This window comes from uncultured Polaribacter sp. (assembly GCF_947497125.1).
Lineage (GTDB): Bacteria > Bacteroidota > Bacteroidia > Flavobacteriales > Flavobacteriaceae > Polaribacter.
In genome coordinates this window covers 134833-153789 of sequence record NZ_CANMFI010000004.1, presented here as the reverse complement: position 1 = coordinate 153789, position 18957 = coordinate 134833, and the positions used below count along the sequence as shown (strand labels likewise).

At 31.1% G+C, this 18957-nt stretch carries 22 protein-coding genes; 12 read left to right on the top strand and 10 right to left on the bottom strand.

The features are described from left to right. Positions 1–17: 17 nt before the first annotated feature. The 4 genes from Q0678_RS07705 to Q0678_RS07690 all read left to right on the top strand — a co-directional run bounded on the left by Q0678_RS07705 (position 18) and on the right by Q0678_RS07690 (position 2549). Positions 18–335: a GIY-YIG nuclease family protein gene (locus Q0678_RS07705; RefSeq protein ID WP_299056211.1), complete on the top strand. Its 318-nt coding sequence runs from the start codon at positions 18–20 to the stop codon at positions 333–335. 165 nt (positions 336–500) lie between these two features. Further along, positions 501–728, top strand: coding sequence for a DUF6500 family protein (locus Q0678_RS07700; RefSeq protein WP_299056208.1), 228 nt, complete (start codon positions 501–503; stop codon positions 726–728). A 105-nt stretch (positions 729–833) separates the two neighbouring features. Next, a complete protein-coding gene (locus Q0678_RS07695) occupies positions 834–1364 on the top strand; it encodes a 3-hydroxyanthranilate 3,4-dioxygenase (protein WP_299056206.1) in 531 nt (176 codons plus the stop codon). A 99-nt stretch (positions 1365–1463) separates the two neighbouring features. Then, entirely contained in the window at positions 1464–2549 is a 1086-nt protein-coding gene (locus Q0678_RS07690; RefSeq protein WP_299056204.1) for an amidohydrolase family protein, read from the top strand. 3 nt (positions 2550–2552) lie between these two features. Here Q0678_RS07690 and Q0678_RS07685 read toward each other — a convergent pair whose 3' ends face one another. From Q0678_RS07685 to dnaK, 6 genes are all read right to left on the bottom strand, one after another. Beyond that, positions 2553–3173, bottom strand: coding sequence for a DUF2306 domain-containing protein (locus Q0678_RS07685; RefSeq protein WP_299056201.1), 621 nt, complete (start codon positions 3171–3173; stop codon positions 2553–2555). A gap of 1 nt (position 3174) precedes the next feature. Next, on the bottom strand, positions 3175–3594 hold the full coding sequence (locus Q0678_RS07680; protein WP_299056198.1) for a DUF2141 domain-containing protein: 420 nt from the start codon (positions 3592–3594) through the stop codon (positions 3175–3177). An 87-nt stretch (positions 3595–3681) separates the two neighbouring features. Next, a complete protein-coding gene (locus Q0678_RS07675) occupies positions 3682–4152 on the bottom strand; it encodes a GyrI-like domain-containing protein (RefSeq protein ID WP_299056195.1) in 471 nt (156 codons plus the stop codon). Then, positions 4149–5450, bottom strand: a complete 1302-nt coding sequence (locus tag Q0678_RS07670) for an NAD(P)/FAD-dependent oxidoreductase (protein ID WP_299056192.1) — start codon at positions 5448–5450, stop codon at positions 4149–4151. The genes Q0678_RS07675 and Q0678_RS07670 overlap by 4 nt, the downstream gene beginning before the upstream one ends. Positions 5451–5502: 52 nt before the next feature. Further along, entirely contained in the window at positions 5503–6027 is a 525-nt protein-coding gene (locus Q0678_RS07665) for a hypothetical protein (RefSeq protein ID WP_299056190.1), read from the bottom strand. A gap of 252 nt (positions 6028–6279) precedes the next feature. Continuing rightward, positions 6280–8184 (bottom strand): molecular chaperone DnaK, encoded by a 1905-nt coding sequence (gene dnaK / locus Q0678_RS07660; RefSeq protein WP_299056185.1) that lies wholly within the window; start codon positions 8182–8184, stop codon positions 6280–6282. 246 nt (positions 8185–8430) lie between these two features. On the opposite strand from dnaK, the gene Q0678_RS07655 reads away from it, so the two are divergent. Together Q0678_RS07655 and Q0678_RS07650 are read left to right on the top strand one after the other, a co-directional pair. Continuing rightward, positions 8431–8772: a DUF2853 family protein gene (locus Q0678_RS07655; RefSeq protein WP_299056182.1), complete on the top strand. Its 342-nt coding sequence runs from the start codon at positions 8431–8433 to the stop codon at positions 8770–8772. Between the two features lie 89 nt (positions 8773–8861). Beyond that, positions 8862–10286 carry an L-serine ammonia-lyase gene (locus Q0678_RS07650; protein WP_299056180.1) on the top strand — a complete coding sequence of 475 codons (1425 nt, stop codon included), beginning with the start codon at positions 8862–8864 and terminating at the stop codon, positions 10284–10286. Positions 10287–10309: 23 nt separating this feature from the next. Here the strand turns inward: Q0678_RS07650 and Q0678_RS07645 are convergent, their stop codons facing one another. Beyond that, on the bottom strand, positions 10310–10948 hold the full coding sequence (locus Q0678_RS07645; RefSeq protein WP_299056176.1) for an ElyC/SanA/YdcF family protein: 639 nt from the start codon (positions 10946–10948) through the stop codon (positions 10310–10312). A 46-nt stretch (positions 10949–10994) separates the two neighbouring features. After that, positions 10995–11753, bottom strand: coding sequence for a peroxide stress protein YaaA (gene yaaA, locus Q0678_RS07640; protein ID WP_299056174.1), 759 nt, complete (start codon positions 11751–11753; stop codon positions 10995–10997). 200 nt (positions 11754–11953) lie between these two features. Between yaaA and Q0678_RS07635 the strand changes: the two genes are divergently transcribed. Together Q0678_RS07635 and Q0678_RS07630 are read left to right on the top strand one after the other, a co-directional pair. Further along, positions 11954–13282, top strand: coding sequence for a hypothetical protein (locus Q0678_RS07635; RefSeq protein WP_299056171.1), 1329 nt, complete (start codon positions 11954–11956; stop codon positions 13280–13282). A gap of 17 nt (positions 13283–13299) precedes the next feature. After that, complete coding sequence (locus tag Q0678_RS07630) at positions 13300–13770, top strand: DUF6428 family protein (RefSeq protein ID WP_299056168.1); 471 nt, start codon at positions 13300–13302, stop codon at positions 13768–13770. 48 nt (positions 13771–13818) lie between these two features. Here Q0678_RS07630 and Q0678_RS07625 read toward each other — a convergent pair whose 3' ends face one another. Together Q0678_RS07625 and Q0678_RS07620 are read right to left on the bottom strand one after the other, a co-directional pair. Continuing rightward, the gene (locus Q0678_RS07625; protein ID WP_299056164.1) at positions 13819–14859 is read right to left on the bottom strand and encodes an RluA family pseudouridine synthase; all 1041 of its coding nucleotides are present in this window, start codon (positions 14857–14859) and stop codon (positions 13819–13821) included. A gap of 62 nt (positions 14860–14921) precedes the next feature. After that, positions 14922–15476: a PASTA domain-containing protein gene (locus Q0678_RS07620; RefSeq protein WP_299056160.1), complete on the bottom strand. Its 555-nt coding sequence runs from the start codon at positions 15474–15476 to the stop codon at positions 14922–14924. A gap of 95 nt (positions 15477–15571) precedes the next feature. Between Q0678_RS07620 and Q0678_RS07615 the strand changes: the two genes are divergently transcribed. The 4 genes from Q0678_RS07615 to Q0678_RS07600 are packed head-to-tail and all read left to right on the top strand — an operon-like array spanning position 15572 to position 18955. Next, a complete protein-coding gene (locus Q0678_RS07615; protein WP_299056157.1) occupies positions 15572–16546 on the top strand; it encodes a D-alanine--D-alanine ligase in 975 nt (324 codons plus the stop codon). A gap of 35 nt (positions 16547–16581) precedes the next feature. Beyond that, positions 16582–17046, top strand: a complete 465-nt coding sequence (gene coaD, locus Q0678_RS07610) for a pantetheine-phosphate adenylyltransferase (RefSeq protein WP_299056155.1) — start codon at positions 16582–16584, stop codon at positions 17044–17046. Then, on the top strand, positions 17046–18788 hold the full coding sequence (locus tag Q0678_RS07605; RefSeq protein WP_299056152.1) for a M14 family metallopeptidase: 1743 nt from the start codon (positions 17046–17048) through the stop codon (positions 18786–18788). Before coaD ends, Q0678_RS07605 begins: the two co-directional genes overlap by 1 nt. Further along, entirely contained in the window at positions 18785–18955 is a 171-nt protein-coding gene (locus Q0678_RS07600) for a hypothetical protein (protein ID WP_299056150.1), read from the top strand. Before Q0678_RS07605 ends, Q0678_RS07600 begins: the two co-directional genes overlap by 4 nt. Positions 18956–18957 lie beyond the last annotated feature (2 nt).

Here is an 18957-nt window from a genome sequence, read left to right as displayed (position 1 = left end):
GCAGTCGAGAGGTTATTATGAAAAAGTATTATGTTTATATATTAAAGTGTTCTGATAATTTACTTTATACAGGTATAACTAATGATCTGAATAGAAGATTTAATGAACATCAAAAAGGATTAAATACAACTTGCTTTACTTTTAAAAGAAGACCAGTTGAGATGATATTTAATCAAGTTTTTAATGATGTAGAGCAAGCAATTCGTTTTGAAAAGAAAATAAAAAAATGGAGTGCAAAGAAGAAATTAGCGTTAGCGAATAATGATTTTGATATGTTAGAAATATTATCAGAATGCAGAAATGCAACACATTATAAGTATAATTCAAAAAAATAAGTAGTTCTCGACTGCGCTCGAACTGACATTGATAATGTTTTAGTTGATTTGTGTATAAATAGAGGATGTCACCTCGAGCGCAGTCGAGAGGTTTTTATTAGCTTTATAAGTTTAACTAGTTTTTGACTGCGCTTTAACTGATACTGATTGGCAAGATTATAATTTATGAATACAGAAATTCAACAAAAAATAATAGAAGTTTGCAATACTAAAATTGCAAATAAAGGTGAAAATGTAGGCTTGTCTTTCTATGCTTTTTTTAAAAATAAAAATGACAATCCAAAATTATTAATGGAGATTGCAACTTGGTGGATTGAAATTCATAAATTAGATCATTTTGAGAAAGCTATTAAAATAAAAAAAATGATTCTTAAAGAAATGAATTGTATTTAAAATTAACGAAATTGCGTTAGGGATTGTAGCGGCATCCTTTTTGTTTTTTACAAAAAGATACAGCGAAAAGCCCGCCCTTTTTAGGAACGCCCAAAAATAAAATAGATGAGTAAATTAGTACAGCCTTTAAATTTTAAAAAGTGGATTGCAGAGCATAGACACCTCTTGAAACCGCCTGTGGGCAACAAATGTGTGTGGGATAATGGCGAGTATATTGTGATGGTTGTTGGTGGGCCTAATAACCGAAAAGACTATCATTACAACGAAACTCCAGAGTTTTTTTATCAGTTAGAAGGCGATATGATTTTAAAAATTATAGATGATAAAGGCACACAAATTGATGTGGAAATAAATGAGGGTGATATTTATTTGTTGCCAGCAAAAGTGCCACATTCTCCGCAAAGAAAAGCAAATACGGTGGGCTTGGTAATTGAGTATCCGAGACGTAAAAAAATGAGGGATGCCTTAGAATGGTATTGCGAAAACTGTGACAATTTACTGTATAGAGAGAAGTTTAAATTGAAAAATATTGAAACGGATATGCCTATAATTTTTGACAATTATTATTCTGATATTGAAAAATGTACTTGTTCTAAATGTGGAACGGTTATGGAAAAACCAGATAAAGTGAAATAGCTTTTTAGGTGAAAGCAATCTCTTTGTTTCTGATGAGATTGCTGTACTAACTTGAAAAATTAGATTGATATTTTCTTTTTAAAATAAATAATGAATATTATGAGCAATCAAAAACTACGCATAAACGGACATTCGCATTTGTTGCCGTATCCAGAAGAGATTCCGGATTTTATGAAGGAAAAAGAAATTTTTTGGGTAGATGACGAGCGCAAACACATGTTACAAAAAGGCTGGAAAAGACCGGTAACAGATTCTAGTTTCTTTTTGGATGAGAAGCTACTTTGGATGGAGAAAAATAAAATTGACCATGCCGTTGTTTTAAATCTTTCTCAGTTATACGGCAATGGTTTGCGTTTAGAAGAAATGAAAAAAGCATTGCGTTTTCAGAATGATTTTAATGCGAAAGTGCAAAAAAATCATCCTTCTAAATTTACCTGTGGTTTTGTGGTGCATCCTGGTTTTATTTATGGTGCTTTAGATGAAATAAAGCGTTGCGTAGAAGAATTAAATTTAAAAGTGTTGTGTTTGCCAACTCATTTTATGGATTCTATTGGGCAATGGCGTTGTGTTTTTGATGCTGAAAATGATCGTATTTTCGAATTGGCAGATCATTACAAATTGGCCATAGAAATTCATCCGTACGACGGTGATAAAATGATTAAGTTAGAAAATACCAATTGGCGCTTTCATTTAATTTGGATGTTGGCTCAATGTGGCGATGCATATCATTTTTACACGCTTAATGGCATGCAAGAAAGGTTTAAAAATATTAGAACTTGTTTTGCACACGGAGGTCAATTGGCACAAATGAATTTAGGTAGACGCATACAGGGTTTTGATGGAAGACCTGATTTGTTTGAAGGAAAAACGCATCCAAGAAAGGCAATTGGCCACAAAAATATCTTTTTTGATACGTTGGTTCACGATACCGATTCTTTACACTTAATGTTTAAAAGACAAGGTACAAGTCAGGTTTTAATGGGGTTAGATGATCCGTATCCTTTAGGAGAAATGGAAAGTGATGCGCAGTCTTCGTATCCTGGTAAAATTCTAGATTTGGCAATTGAGAAAAATATTATTACCGAGACAGAAAAAGGACAAATTTGGGAAAACAATGTTTTGCAATGGCTTTTTGGTGATGATGAAAAGGCCAAACAAGATTTGGTTCGTAAAATAAGAATGTAACTGTTATTCTTTTTTTTGAACTAATTTTCTGCTCATAAAATAAGCAACAATAATATTTGGCACCCAAGATAGCCAAGCTGTTATTGTATATGCTTTTACAAAATCTTTAAAAATAACAGCCATTATTGGCAACCAGATTCTTAAAGTTACTGCTGCAAAACAGGTAGCATAACTATAAATCATTAATTTTTGATGCTTTAAAACGGCTCCTTTTTTAATTGCTAAAAAAGCAAACAGCGTGGTAAAAAACCAAATTAAAGACATAATTACAAAGCCATAAACGGCAAATAAGCCGCCAGTTGCAAAATGCGCAATGTATAACCCAGAAACTGCACTTATAAGAACTGTTACAACATAGATTTTCCCGATGTTTCTATGCAATTGCATGTATTTGATTCTAGTCTTTTTGTGAAACTGAATCCAGCCGATTAAAAGTGCAATGGCACCACAAATGATGTGAATGTAAAACATCCAGTTCCACAATGTGTCTGCTAACAAAAGATCTGATTTGTATTGTAGCAAACCAAATTTTCTATCTTCTTTAAGATAGCTTGTAGGGTAGAGCACTATTAATGTTGCAAATATAGCAAGAAGGTAAAATGCAATTTTTTTAATTTTTTTCATACTAAATTTTTATCTGAATGGTTTTATCCGACAGTAAGGTAAAAGCAGTGTTTTCGTATTTTGGAGGTCCCATAAAACCTTTTGCATTGTTAGAAAAACCATATTGTTCTTTTGGTATTCCCAAAAAGTTAGTATCTAATTTTTTGTTGTTATTTTCATCGTTAAAGAATGAAACAGCATAGGTTCCTTCGGGCAATTCTTTAAAAGTGTAACTTGCCTTTTTATTACTAATTTTAGCTTTAACTCCTTTGTAATTATTCTTTAAAAAGTCTTTTTTGTTATTGTACAGCGCTATAAAAACAGTACCAGTGTTAGAATTTAACCCTGAAATTTCTATTGTTAAGTCGTGTTTGTTTTCTTGTGCTTTTAGAGATAAGGCAAAAGTTAAAGAGAGCCAAAAGATTAAAATTATTTTTTTCATTTTATTAAAATCACAATTAAATGTCTACCTTTTTATAAGGTTAAAAGTATATAATTCTTTGAAAAGCACCTCTAAAACGTTTGTTAATTATTCATCTAAAATAGGAATGCATAAATCTACAATAAATTTATTTTCTGGATGTTCAGCAGCATTGTTATAATAAATTTCAAAAGGATCTATTTCTGATTTTTTGTAACTACTTTTTATGTAATAAGCATATAAATTTTCCCAAGCTTCTTTAAATTGAAAAGGAGTAATTTCTGCCCTAGCAACGATGCATTTTGTAGGTTGTATTGTTTTTAGTTTTACCATATTATCTGTTTTAATTGTATTATTTAAAACGATGCATGCACTCATTTCTAAATTTTCAGGAGCTGTATTTTTTGGGCTATTATGATAAATAGTTACCATTTTAGAACTATTAGATAGTATTTTATGGTTTGCTGCCCAAGTTGTTAACGTATTGTAGGTTGCGCTACTATTTTCTGCTTTTCCCTTGTGTGAAATGCATGTCAACTCCATTTTTTCTATTTCTTTTATAACTGGATTTAACATCATTTTGTTGCGGTTGTTTTAGAAGCTTTGTTCTTTTTGTAAGGTCTAATAATTAAACGTGTTTCTCTATCAAAACGAATATAATTATACACCCAGTTTAAGAATACAATGGCTTTATTTCTAAAGCCAATTAATGAAAAAAGGTGCACAAACATCCAAACAAACCAAGCAAATATTCCTTGAAATTTAAAGTTCTTTAAATCTACAACAGCTTTGTTTCTGCCAACTGTTGCCATTGTACCTTTGTTATTGTAAACAAAAGCCTTTTGTTTGTTGTTGTTTAATTTTGCTAAAATATTTTTTGCTGCTAACGCACCTTGTTGCATGGCAGGTTGTGCCATCATTGGATGTCCGTTTGGCGCATTTTCAGAAGTCATAGAAGCAACATCGCCAATAGCATAAATGTTAGTGTGATTTAAAAGAAGGTTGAATTCGTTTACCTCATATCTTGCTGCTCTGCTAACTTTACACGTTGTCTCTAGACCTTTTACAATTTCGCCTTTTACACCAGCAGCCCAAATTACAGTTTCTGCATTAAAATGATCTTCACCATTTGTAGTTACTGTTTTACCATCATAATCTAATACACGTAAATTTTTCCAAACATCAACGCCTAATTTAATTAAGAAATCTTCTGCTTTTTCGGAGGCTTTAGCACTCATTCCTTTTAAAATTTCACCAGAACTCTGAATTAAATTAATTTTCATGAGACGGATGTCTAAATCAGGATAATCTTTAGGTAAAATTCCTTTTTTCATCTCTGCCAAAGCACCAGCCAATTCAACACCAGTTGGTCCGCCACCTACAATTACAAAGTTCATTAAGGCTTTTCTTTCCTCTAAATCTGAAGTTAATAAGGCTTCTTCAAAATTTTGTAAAACCAAACTTCTGATGTTTAATGCTTGTGGAATGGATTTCATTTCCATAGCAAATTTTTCTATGTTCTTGTTTCCAAAGAAATTTGTTGTTGCACCAGTAGCAATAATTAATTGGTCGTATTCTAAGTTTCCTATCGAGGTTTCAATTTCGTTTGTGTCAGCATTTATTTTAGAGACTTCAGCCAGTCTAAAATAAAAATTATCAACATCATTAAAACGTTTTCTTAGAGGAAAAGCAATAGAATCTGGTTCTAAACCACCAGTTGCAACTTGGTATAGCAAAGGTTGAAAAGTATGGTAATTGTGCTTGTCTATTAAAACAACCTGCAATTCTTGTTTTTCTAAACCTTTTGCAGCTGCTAAACCAGCAAAACCACCACCAATAATTACAACTCTAGGAAAACTAGTTTGTGGAATGTTCATTTCAATTTTTTTATTTTTTATGCATGTAAATTTATAGAAAAGTGGTTATTTTCTATTTGAAAATCATTTTTATTTCTTGCAAACTTTTATTTGAACTTATAAAATCTGTAATAATTTTAAAACGCAGCTCTTCTATTTCTTGGTCAAAATAGTTTGCCCATTTGTCGTCTTTAAAAAATTGTTGTACTTGCTTTTTTCTTTTTTGAGCCTCTACATACGTATAAAGATGATTTGTGTTTTTTTCTTTTTTAGGTTTAAGTTCAACTGTTTTTTGATCAAAATCTACCTTTAAAAAGTATGTTTTTTCTGTTGAGTTGATAGGGTAGAAGTCTGTCCATTTTGCAAACCCAATAACCGTTTGTTGGTTTTTATAGTTTTTTGCGTGTTTTAATTTCCATCTGCAATTGGCAACACGTCCCCAATGATTTGATTTTCTGTAAACACCTTCTTTTGTGTAATAATAACTACTGTCTGATTTACTTTTATAATTGTTGCTTTCTGGAAATTGAAAGTCATCAATTTGTAAAAATTCACAAAATGTATGTTTAAAGAAGTTGGTTTGGTTGTAGATTTTCAATGTCAATATAACTTTTTGTAAATATAATTAATAGTCATTGTGAGGCGTTCATCAAACTAACAAATATTTATTATTACTGCATAAAAAAACGCAATCAAATTAATGATTGCGTTTTTGTTATTTTAAGAAAACTTGTTTTCTTAGAAATGATTCTCAAAAATTAAGTTTAGAAAACCTTTTTTATGAGATCCCGAAAAAAAATGCGGGATAAGCGATTCACACAATAACGCTATTGCGTTATTGGTTCTCTGCTTACTTTACTTCTTCAAAATCTACATCTTCTACATTGTCTCCTTGGTCTGCACCAGCTTCTGGCTGTCCTTGCTGAGCACCAGCATCTGCACCACCGGCAGCTTGTTCTGCAGCATACATTTCTTCAGAAGCAGCTTTCCATGCTTCGTTAATTGTTGCTAAAGCAGTATCAATTTGTGCTAAGTCTTTAGACTCATGCGCAGCTTTTAAGGTAACTAAAGCAGCTTCAATTGGTGCTTTTTTATCATCAGATAATTTTTCACCAAACTCTTTTAATTGCTTTTCTGTTTGAAAAATCATAGAATCTGCTTCATTTATTTTTTCTGCAGTTTCTTTAGCAGCTTTATCAGCATCAGCATTTGCTTCTGCATCTTGCTTCATTTTTGCAATTTCTTCTTCAGATAATCCAGAAGAAGCTTCAATTCTAATCTCGTGAGATTTGTTGGTTCCTTTATCTAAAGCAGAAACTTTAATAATACCATTGGCATCAATATCAAAAGTTACTTCTACTTGAGGTACACCTCTTTGTGCTGGTGGTAAACCATCTAAATGAAAACGACCAATCGTGTTATTGTCTGCAGCCATTGCTCTTTCACCTTGTAAAACGTGTATTTCTACAGAAGGTTGATTGTCTACTGCGGTAGAGAATACTTGCGATTTTTTAGTTGGTATGGTTGTATTTGCATCAATTAACTTGGTAAATACATTCCCCATTGTTTCAATACCTAAAGATAAAGGTGTAACGTCTAATAACAATACATCTTTTACATCTCCAGACAATACACCACCTTGTATTGCAGCTCCTAAAGCAACAACTTCATCTGGGTTTACACCTTTACTTGGCGCTTTTCCGAAAAACTTTTCTACAGCTTCTTGTACTGCAGGTATTCTTGTAGAACCACCTACTAATACTACTTCATCAATATCAGAAATAGACAAGTCAGCATTTTTTAAAGCTGTTTGGCAAGGTTCGATTGTTCTTTTAACTAAATCATCAATTAACTGCTCAAATTTAGAACGAGATAAAGTTCTTACCAAGTGTTTTGGTCCGCTTGCAGTTGCTGTTACATAAGGTAAGTTAACCTCTGTAGAAGCAGAAGAAGATAATTCTATTTTTGCTTTTTCTGCAGCTTCTTTTAAACGTTGTAAAGACATTGGGTCGTCACGTAAGTCAATAGCTTCATCAGCTTTAAACTCTTTTGCCAACCAGTTAATTATTTTTTCATCAACATCATCACCACCTAAGTGAGTATCACCATCAGTAGCTAATACTTCAAAAACACCGTCTCCTAATTCTAAGATAGAAACATCATGAGTACCACCACCAAAATCAAAAACAACAATTTTTTTATCGTCGTTAGACTTGTCTAAACCGTATGCTAATGCAGCAGCTGTTGGCTCGTTTATAATTCTTTTAACTGCTAAACCTGCAATTTCACCAGCTTCTTTAGTTGCTTGTCTTTGTGCATCGTTAAAGTATGCAGGTACTGTAATTACAGCTTCGGTAACATCTGTACCTAAATAGTCTTCAGCAGTTTTTTTCATTTTCTGTAATACCATTGCAGAAATTTCTTGTGGCGTATATAAACGACCATCAATATCTACTCTTGGGGTATCATTGTCTCCTTTTACAACTTTGTAAGGAACTCTTTTTGCTTCTTTGCTAGATTCAGAAAACTTGTTTCCCATAAAACGCTTGATAGAATATACCGTTTTTGTTGGGTTGGTTACTGCCTGTCTTTTTGCAGGATCTCCAATTTTACGTTCTCCACCTTCTACAAAGGCAACAATAGATGGTGTTGTTCTTTTTCCTTCTGCATTAGGTATTACCACTGGCTCATTACCTTCCATTACAGAAACACAAGAGTTGGTTGTACCTAAATCGATTCCAATTATTTTACTCATAATATTTATTTAATAAATTTTTATTCAATTTTACATCAATCCATAGTCAAAGTGTGTGCCAACTACTTTTTTACAATAAAATGTCAGTTTTTTTAATTGATGCTTATAAATTTTGTGACATCTTGACACATATTGTGTCTTATTCATTGAAGTTCACCAAGATTTGAAATGGAGAAAGAATTTCTTATATTTGGGAACACTCTTTATAGTGGGGGATTATATTAACAAAAATTAAAATTTTTAAACATGAGTAAATTTGACGAAAAAGTAGCTTTGTACAAGCAGTTTATGGATGACAGAGATCTAAGATCTAATACAGAGTTGTTAGCAGCTGTAACAAAAGGGTTGGGGCCATCTATTTACAAAGCAGATGCAGAAACTGTTTCTGGTTCTGATGCAAAAGAATTGGCAACTGTAAAAAATAATTTTTTAATTAAAAAATTAGGTCTTAAAGACAGTAAAGAATTAGATGCAGGTATTGAGGAAGTTATGGAGCGTATTGGTAAATCTGAAAGAAAAAAATACAGAGCCGTAGTTTATTATATGTTAATGAAGAAGTTTGATAAAGAAGCTGTTTACGGATTCTAATATTTAAACACTTTAAATTATATAAAAAAATCCAGCTCATTGAGTTGGATTTTTTACATTTACACCAAATATTTTAATCATTTTTAAGAATGTCGCAATTTATTAGTGTTTTTGATATGTTAAAAATTGGTATTGGGCCTTCTAGCTCACATACCCTTGGTCCTTGGCGCGCAGCAGAGGCTTATATCTCTAAAATTAAACAACAAAATACGTTTGCTTTAATTGATGAGATTAAGGTAGATTTATACGGTTCTCTTTCTTTAACAGGTAAAGGACACGCAACAGATTTAGCAATTTTATTAGGGTTAAGTGAAGCAGATCCAGAATACATACCTATAGAAGATATTTTTATTATTGTTGATAGAATAAATACCCAAGAAGAAATTATTTTTAAAGGAGGAAAGTCAATCCCTTTTTATAAAACTTCGATTGTTTTTAATAGAGAATTTTTACCATTTCATGCAAACGGTCTTACTTTTAGAGGCTTTTCTGAAGGAAAAGAAATTTCTACAGAAACCTATTATTCTATCGGTGGTGGTTTTATTGTGCAAGAAAATGACCATTTAGAAGATGAAATTGAAATCAATAAAAAGAATTTTCCATTTCCAGTAAATAGAGCAATTCAGTTAGAAGAATATTGCGAAAAAAATAAGTTATTAATTTCTGATATTGTTTTGCAAAACGAATTAGAGCTTCGTTCAGCAAAAGAAATAGATACAGAATTAAAAAGAATTTGGGATACCATGTTAGAGTGCATGTATATAGGTTGCCATACAGAAGGTAAACTTCCCGGAGGATTAAATGTAAAGCGCAGAGCTTTTAACATTCAAGAAAAATTGATCAAAGATGCTGTATATACCAATCCAGAAGAATGGGTTGCTGCCATTAGAAAAACAGAAGTAAAATTTAGAGAAATTTTAAAATGGGTAAGTTGTTTTGCCCTTTCTGTAAATGAAGTAAATGCTTCTTTAGGTAGAGTTGTAACAGCACCCACAAACGGAAGTGCAGGAGTAATTCCGGCTGTTTTAATGTATTATTTGGTAATTGAAAATCATGAAGCCGATTTTACTCATATTAAAAAATTCTTATTAACGGCAGGAGAAATTGGAAGTATCTTTAAGAAAAACGCTACTATATCTGCAGCAATGGGCGGTTGCCAAGCAGAAATAGGTGTTTCATCTGCAATGACAGCAGCTGCATTAACAGAGTTGTTGGGCGGTTCTGCAGCACAATGTTTGGTGGCAGCAGAAATAGCCATGGAACATCATTTGGGTTTAACCTGCGATCCTATTGGTGGTTTGGTGCAAATACCTTGTATAGAAAGAAATGCAATGGGTGCAATTAAAGCGATTAATGCAGCAGAAATGGCTTTAGAAACAGATCCTAAAGATGTAAAAGTACCTTTAGATAAAGTGATTGATACCATGTGGGAAACTGCAAAAGATATGAATAAGAATTACAAAGAAACCTCAGAAGGCGGCTTAGCAGTTAATGTTAGAATAGTAGACTGTTGATTTTAGTTTTAAATTAGAAACTTTTATTTTATTTCAATTTTTTCACCTAAAAATTTTGGTGCTACATTAAAGCCAATATCAACAAAGACTTTTACTCTTGCTAAATATTCTCTCATTTTTACTTTAAAACCATATTTGCCATTAATATCTTTTGCATTAAAACCAATTGCCTTTATTTTAAAGTGTTCTGCTAAGTAAATGGCTCTTTCATTATGGAATTTTTGAGAGATTACAGTAACTGAGTTTTGTCCAAAAATCTCTTTAATTCTAACCATTGAATCTAATGTTCTAAAACCTGCATAATCTAAGAATATTTTGCTTTCAGGAATTCCGGCTTTTATTAAATCGTTTTTAAAATCTGTTGGTTCGTCATAGCTTTTAGAACTATTATCACCGCTTATTACAATAAAGTCAATCTTTTTATTTTTATATAATTCTATGGCAGCCTCTAATCTATATTTGTAGTAGCGATTTATTTGTCCACTTTTTAACCTTTTTGAAGTTCCTAAAAGTAAGCCGACTTGGTTTTTAGAAATATTTTCTACGTTTGAAAACACTTTAGAAATGCTGTTTTTTTCAATTAAATAGTTTGATAAAAAAATGCTGAATGCACAAAAAAGCATACCACCAATAAGTATGCTAGGTAAGGTTTTCTTTTTCATTTTTTTGTCAAAATTAAATAACTTTCAGTTATTTCAATAGCATCACTTAGCGAGTAAAAACCAATTCATTTCCGGTAGACATATCTTCAGAAAAACGATAATTTTCGATATTAAAACCTTTTAAATCTTCGATAGTTTCTACATTATTGTCTAAAATATATCTTACCATATAGCCACGTGCCATTTTTGCATAGGTCATTATAGTTTTATATTCTCCGTTTTTAAAATCTTTAAAAACAGGAGTAATCATTGGTACTTTTAAAGTTTTTTTAGGAAGTGCTTTAAAATACTCTGAGCTGGCTAAGTTAATTAAAAGCTCACCCTCTTTTAACTCTTCATTTAAAGAGTTTGCCAAGTCGTTATTCCAAAATTTATATAAATTTTCTGTGCTGCCCACTTTTAATCGAGTGCCCATTTCTAGTCTGTAAGGTTGTATTAGATCTAAAGGTTTTAACAAACCATACATGCCAGATAAAATTCTTAAATTATTTTGTAACAAAGGTATTTTTTCTTCGGATAAAGTAGTGGCATCAATACCCTGAAAAACAGCTCCGGTAAAAGAATAAATGGCTTGTTTTGCATTTTCTGAAGTAAAAGGAGTTTGCCAAGTCTGATTTCTATCATAATTCAGTTGGGCTAAATCATCAGAAATTTTCATCAAATCCGATAGTTTCTTTTTAGAAAGTGTTTTTAGTTTTTTATTTAACGTTTCAGACTGCTCTAAAAAACGAGGTTGAGTAAATAAACTTGTAGGAGCTTTGCTTTCAAAGTCAAGAGATTTTGCTGGAGAAATTATAATTTTCATCTGATATAGTTCTAATAATAGAAATTCTTAATTTTAGATAAAAGTACAAAAGATAGGAAACAATCAATAAAAGAACCACAATAAAATTCTGATATTTATATTGATAAAACCTATTTAGATGCATAAAAACAATTGCTTTTTAGGGTGTAAATATTTGTTTTATTATGATTTAAAGTGTGTATATTGGTCAAAAAAAAGCTATGGAAAACAATTATAGCAACTCTAAGTTTAAAGAGTTATTAGATAAGTTACAACAAGAAAGTTGGCAATTAGAATTACTAATTTCTGGGTTTGCAATTTTTGGTTTATTTACAGCCATAGAGCCATTAAGTATAGCAAGACAAGAGTCAGTAGCTGCAGAAAGTTACACAAAGTTTTTGTTTGTTCTTGCTAGTATTTCTTGTTTGGTTTTAATTGTTAATCTAATAATACATGTAGTACTAAGAGGTCTTTGGATTGGTGCAATTGGTTTGCGCTATGTTTCTGGAGAGATAGATTATGATTCTTTAAATTATAGAAAAAGATTTACAAACTACTTAAAAAATAAAGTAGGGTCTTTTGATAAGTATATCGGCAATCTAGAAAACTACTGTAGTATTTTATTTGCAGTTACTTTTTTATATCTATTTTACATTATTTCATTTTTTATAGTGTTGTTAGTAATTTTATTGGCAGGAAATTTTTTTATTGAATCTGGTATTTTTTCTGAATTTTTAGGCACCATGTTACTTGGCTTCTTTGGAATGTTTTTTCTGTTTTTATGTTTTATTGTTTTTATTGATTTTATAACGCAAGGGTATTTAAAGAAAAAAGAATGGACTTCCTTTCTATATTTTCCTTTATACAAGGTTTTTAGCATACTAACATTATCGTTTTTATACAGGCCTTTGGTATATAATTTTTTAGACAATAAATTCGGAAGAAGAATCCTCTTTATATTATTTCCTGTTTATTTAAGTGCTTTTTATTTGTCAACGGTAAGTAATGTAAGATCAAGTTTTGTTTTTAGGTCTTCTATTTCTTCAGAGAATTATACTAACAGCACAAATTATTTAAACACCTTAGAAAAAGGAGAATTCATAAATAATGCAGCAATTACCTCTAAAATTATAGAAAAACCATTTTTAGTAGTTTTCATTCCTTTTGTAAAAAGTATAGAAGATGCTGTAACAGATCAAGATATTTCTTTAAAAAAGGTAACAGATACAAGAGGTTTTAAAAGTGATTTTTTCTTTAAGAAAAAACTTCAATTTAAAGATAGTTTACAAACTAGATATTTAAACGCGTTTAAAAAAACGTATGCTTTGCAATTAGATAGTACACCTGTTCAAACAGATTTTTTAATTTCAGACTTAAACCACCAATTGGGTTTTGAAACTGTTTTGCCATTAAAATCTATTTCTGAAGGAAAACATTTGCTAAAAATTAGTAGATTTACAAAACCTAAGCCTAAATTTCAAAAGAAACCAAAAGATACTATTGTTTCAGAGAAAATAATAACCATCCCTTTTTGGTACTATAAGCAATAAAAATTATTACCCTACCTATGAAATTATCAGAAATTAAAAATCATTTAACTAAATTAGATCAAATAGCGTTTCAACTACCAAACGGGCAATATGTTGCTTCTCATTTTCATGTAACCGAAGTAGGTAAAATAACAAAAAATTTTATTGATTGTGGTGGTAAAATCAGGCATGAAGAAGTAATTAATTTTCAGCTATGGGAAAAAAATGATTACGATCACAGATTGCATCCAGAAAAATTGTTAAGCATTGTAGAGTTGTCTGAAAAAGCGTTTCATTTTTCAGATTTAGAAATTGAAGTAGAGTATCAAGGCAAAGAAACCATTGGTAAATTCGGTTTAGATTTTAATGGAACAGACTTTATATTAACCTCAAAGCTAACAGCTTGCTTGGCAGAAGATGCTTGTGGAATTCCAGCAGAAAAACCACGAATTAAAATTTCTGATAAAGGAAGTTCAAGTACTTGTTTGCCAGGGTCTGGTTGTTGCTAGACAAAAAAAAGGTGTATTCAAATTATTAAAATGAATACACCTTTTTTTTTATTCTATTTCTACATCTTTAGAGTTTTCAGAATAGGTTCTCCATTTTTCTAAACAGTTTACAATATCCGATGGTATATCTGAGTTAAACTGCATAAATTTACCTGTCGTTGGATGTGTAAAACCTAATGTTTTAGCATGCAAAGCTTGTCTAGGTAAAACTTTAAAGCAGTTGTTTACAAACTGCTTGTATTTTGTAAAAGTTGTCCCTTTTAAAATATCATTTCCTCCGTAGCGTTCATCATTAAAAAGCGTATGTCCTATATGTTTAAAGTGCGCTCTAATTTGGTGCGTTCTGCCTGTTTCTAATTTACATTGTACCAACGTAACGTAGGTTAAGCGTTCTAAAACTTTGTAATGAGTAACTGCATGTTTGCCAAATTCGCCATCAGGAAAAACGGCCATTTGCAAACGGTTTTTTAAGCTTCTGCCAATGTTTCCTTCAATTGTACCCTCATCTTCTTCTACATGTCCCCAAACCAATGCGTAATATAAACGTTCTGTAGTTCTATCAAAAAATTGTTTAGACAGGTGTGCCATTGCAAATTCTGTTTTTGCAACTACTAATAGACCACTAGTGTCTTTATCTATTCTATGCACCAAACCAGGTCTTTCATTAGAGTTGGTTGGTAAATTTTCTATGTGATGAATTAAGCCGTTTACTAAGGTGCCAGAATAATTGCCATGGCCGGGGTGTACTACCATTCCGGCAGGTTTATTTACCACAATAACGGCATCATCTTCATATACTATATCAATCGGAATATCTTCTGCAACTAATAAGTTTTCTGCTGGCGGATACGATAAAACAACCCTAACAATATCATTTGGTTTTACTTTGTAGTTAGATTTTACAGCGATATCATTCACCAAAACGTTTCCAGCTTTTGCAGCTTGCTGTACTTTACTTCTTGTAGCATTTTCTACAAAATTCATTAAAAATTTATCTACTCGAAGGGGTTCTTGCCCTTCGCTAGCTATAAATTTATGATGTTCGTAAAGTTCATCATTATCAATATCGTTATTTTGGTTTTCTTGCATTGTTGTTGTCTTGTATAATTTCTAATACAATTAAAATGTATCTACTTGTAAAGTTTATCTTTTTAATTATTACCGTCTCCTAAAACTAAATCAATAATAGTGTTTAATGGTAGTTTGTCTCCTTTGTTTAAGATGTTGCTTTTATAGCGCAATCCACGAACTACATCTTTACCAATGTCATTTACATATGTATAGTTTGTGCCTACATTAAAGCCAATAGATCGAAGGTGAGAAATAGCTTGTCGTTTTGTTTTTCCGTTTAAATCTGGTATGGTAACATCTCTATATTTTGATGGATTTAAAGTAAGGTAAATTTTACGCTTTTCTTTAACAAAATCACCCGCTTCTGGAGATTGTTCTATAACAGATTTTTTAGGGTAATTAGGGTTAAAACTAGCACTGTCTATAACTTTAAAATCTAAATTTAATTCATTTAATTTTTTAGTAACACTTTCTAAAGACATTTTGTGTAAATTAGGTACTTGAATCTTTTGATCGTGGTTTGTAGAAAAACCAAGCCAATATTTTAGGCCGAAAATAAAGATCAATAAACCAATAATAGCAATAGTTAACTGTAAAAAGAAGGATTTACTTTTTAAGAATTGAAAAACACTCATTTTTTTTGATTTTTAGAACACGCAAAGATATAAAAACTAAACGCGGCTATTTCTATATTTATTTTGATAAATTTGTTTTATTATTTTAGAAACCAATGAAGAAGAACATTGCAATTGTTATGGGCGGATATTCATCCGAAGTAAACATTTCTATAAAAAGTGGAAATGTAGTATATAATCATTTAGATACAGAAGTTTTTAACGCTTTTAGAGTACTGATTTTAAAAGATAAATGGGTAGCTTTAGATGCCAATAATAAAGAGTATGCTATTGATAAAAATGATTTTTCGTGTGTAATTGATGGTACTCGAGTAACTTTTGATTGTGTTTTTAATGCGATTCATGGTGCGCCAGGAGAAAACGGACAATTGTTAGCATATTTTAATCTTTTAAAATTGAAACACACTTCTGCGCCTTTTTATCAAATGGCATTAACGTTTAATAAAAGAGATACACTTAGTGTTGTAAAAGAATATGGTATTAAAACCGCAATTTCGGTATATTTAAACAAAGGAGATCTTGTTAATTTAGATGCAATTATTGCTAAAGTAGGACTCCCTTGCTTTGTAAAACCCAACAATGCAGGTTCTAGCTACGGTATTTCTAAAGTACACACCAAAGAGGCAATTTTGCCTGCATTAGAAAAAGCATATAAAGAAGATACCGAGATTTTAATTGAATCTTTTTTAGAAGGAACAGAGGTTTCTGTAGGTGTTATTAATTATAACGGACAAACAAAAGTGTTGCCTATTACAGAGATTGTTTCTGAAAATGATTTTTTCGATTATGAAGCTAAATACGAAGGGAAATCAGAAGAAATAACGCCAGCAAGATTATCTGCAGCTATTGAAGAAAAAGTAGTGGAAGTGGCAAAAAGAGTATATCATATTTTAAACATGTCTGGTTTTTCTAGATCAGAGTTTATTTTGGTAAACGGCGACCCACATTTCTTAGAAATGAATACAGTGCCCGGTTTAACAGAAGAAAGTATACTGCCACAACAAGCTAAGGCGGCAGGTATTTCTTTAAAAAACTTGTTTGGAAATGCCATCTTAACGGCCTTAAAATAAATTAGAATTAATAGAATTCATCAAATTATACAACAATGAAAAGAGCAATTTTTCCAGGATCTTTTGACCCATTTACCTTAGGTCATTTCGATGTAATAAGTAGAGGTTTAGATTTATTTGATGAGCTAATTATTGCAATTGGTGTTAATTCAAATAAAAAATACATGTTCTCTTTAGAAGAGCGTAAAAAGTTTATAGAAGACTCTTTTAAAGATCATAAAAAAGTAAAAGTGGTAACTTATACTGGTTTAACAGTCGACTTTTGCATACAAAATAATGTAAAATTTATATTGAGAGGATTAAGAAATCCGGCTGATTTTGAATTTGAAAAAGCCATTGCACATACCAATAGAGATTTGGCACCTATAGAAACGGTATTTTTATTAACCGCAGCAAGTACCTCTTATATTTCTTCGTCTATTGTTAGAGAAGTAATTAAATTTAATGGAGATTATACAAAGTTGGTGCCTAAAAGTGTGCGCATAAAAAAAGATAAATAATGAAAAATGCCATTCTATTATTAAGTATTTTTTTCTTTTTTGCCTGTAAAAATGAGGTAAATAAAGATTTTACCACACTTTTTGAGAAATCTAATGGAACGGAAACGCCAATTTACAAAGATGTTATTTCTTATTATAAAGACTTAGCAGAAGTGCATACATCTGTCTCACTTTTTTCTTTCGGACAAACAGATTCTGGTAATCCGTTGCATTTAGTTGTTTACAATGCAGAAGGTATTTTTAATGTTGATGAAATTAAGCAATCATCAAAAAATAAAATTTTAATAAATAACGGAATTCATCCAGGCGAATCTGATGGCATAGACGCTTCGATGCTTTTTATAAGAGATATTGTACAAAACGATTCTTTAAAAAAGAAGTATAAAAACACTATCATTTGTATTATTCCGGTTTATAATATTGGAGGTGCTTTAAATAGAAATTCGCATACAAGGGCAAATCAAAACGGACCTTTAGAATACGGATTTCGAGGCAATGCCAGAAATTTTGATTTAAATAGAGATTTTATAAAGCAAGACACTAAAAACGCAGCTGCTTTTGCAGCAATTTTTCATGCGGTGAACCCAGATGTTTTTATAGATAATCATGTTAGTAATGGTGCAGATTATCAGTATGCAATAACACATTTATTTACACAACACAATAAGTTAGGTGGTAATTTGGGCGCTTTTTTAGAAGATGAAATGCGTCCTAGTATAGAAAAATCATTAAAAAATAAAAAAATAGAAATTACACCTTACGTTAATGTTTGGGGCACAAAACCAGACAACGGATTTTCTCAGTTTTTCGATTCTCCAAGATATTCTACAGGATATACAACCTTGTTTAATACACTGGGTTTAATGGTAGAAACACATATGTTAAAGCCTTATAAAATAAGAGTAGAGCAGACTTATGAACTTCTTTTTTCTGCCTTAGATTTTTTAACCGAAAAGGGTACTAAAATTGCTGAACTCAGAAAAAACGCTCTTGCAGAGGTTTTAGAAAAAGAATACTATCCGATTGCTTTTTCTGTTGATAAAAAAGTAGCTTCAGAATTGCAATTTATGGGTTACGAAGGTGCTATGATTGATAGTAAGGTTACCAACGGTAAAAGAATGTTTTATGATAAGCAACAGCCATTTACAAAAGCTGTAAAGTATTATAATAATTTTATAGCCACTGATTCTGTTAAAATACCAAAAGCTTATATTTTAGAGCAAGGTTGGCATACAGTAATAGATCGCTTAAAAGCAAATGAAATTGAGTTTACATTGTTAGAAAAAGATACTTCATTTCAAGTTGAGGTAAATCATATTAAAGATTTTAAAACAAGAACTTACCCTTACGAAGGGCATTATTTACATTATAATTCAACAGTATCATCATCTGTAAAACAAAGACAGTTTAAAAAAGGAGATTTATATATTAAGACCAATCAATCCGGTGTTCGTTATCTATTAGAAACATTAGAGGCTACCGCTACCGATTCTTTTTTTAATTGGAATTTTTTTGATACTATCTTACAACAAAAAGAAGGGTATTCTGGCTATGTTTTCGAAGAGGTTGCAGCACGTCTTTTGGAAGAAAATCCAACATTAAAACAAGAGTTTGATGCTAAATTAGCCTCTGACACCTATTTTGCTGAAAACCCAAGAATACAGTTAGATTTTATTTACAAAAAATCTGCTCATTATGAAAAAGCGCATCTTCTTTTGCCAATTTTTAAAGTAAACAAATGATAAAAAAGGGAATTATCTTAACGTTTGTGTTGCTGTTAGTTTTAAGTTGTACAACTTCAAAACAAGAAAATGAAGTAAGTTTTTATGTTGGCACCTATACAGATTCTTTAAGTAAAGGTATATATATAAATACAGTGTTAGCGCTTCAGGTAAACTCTCTAAAATAGGA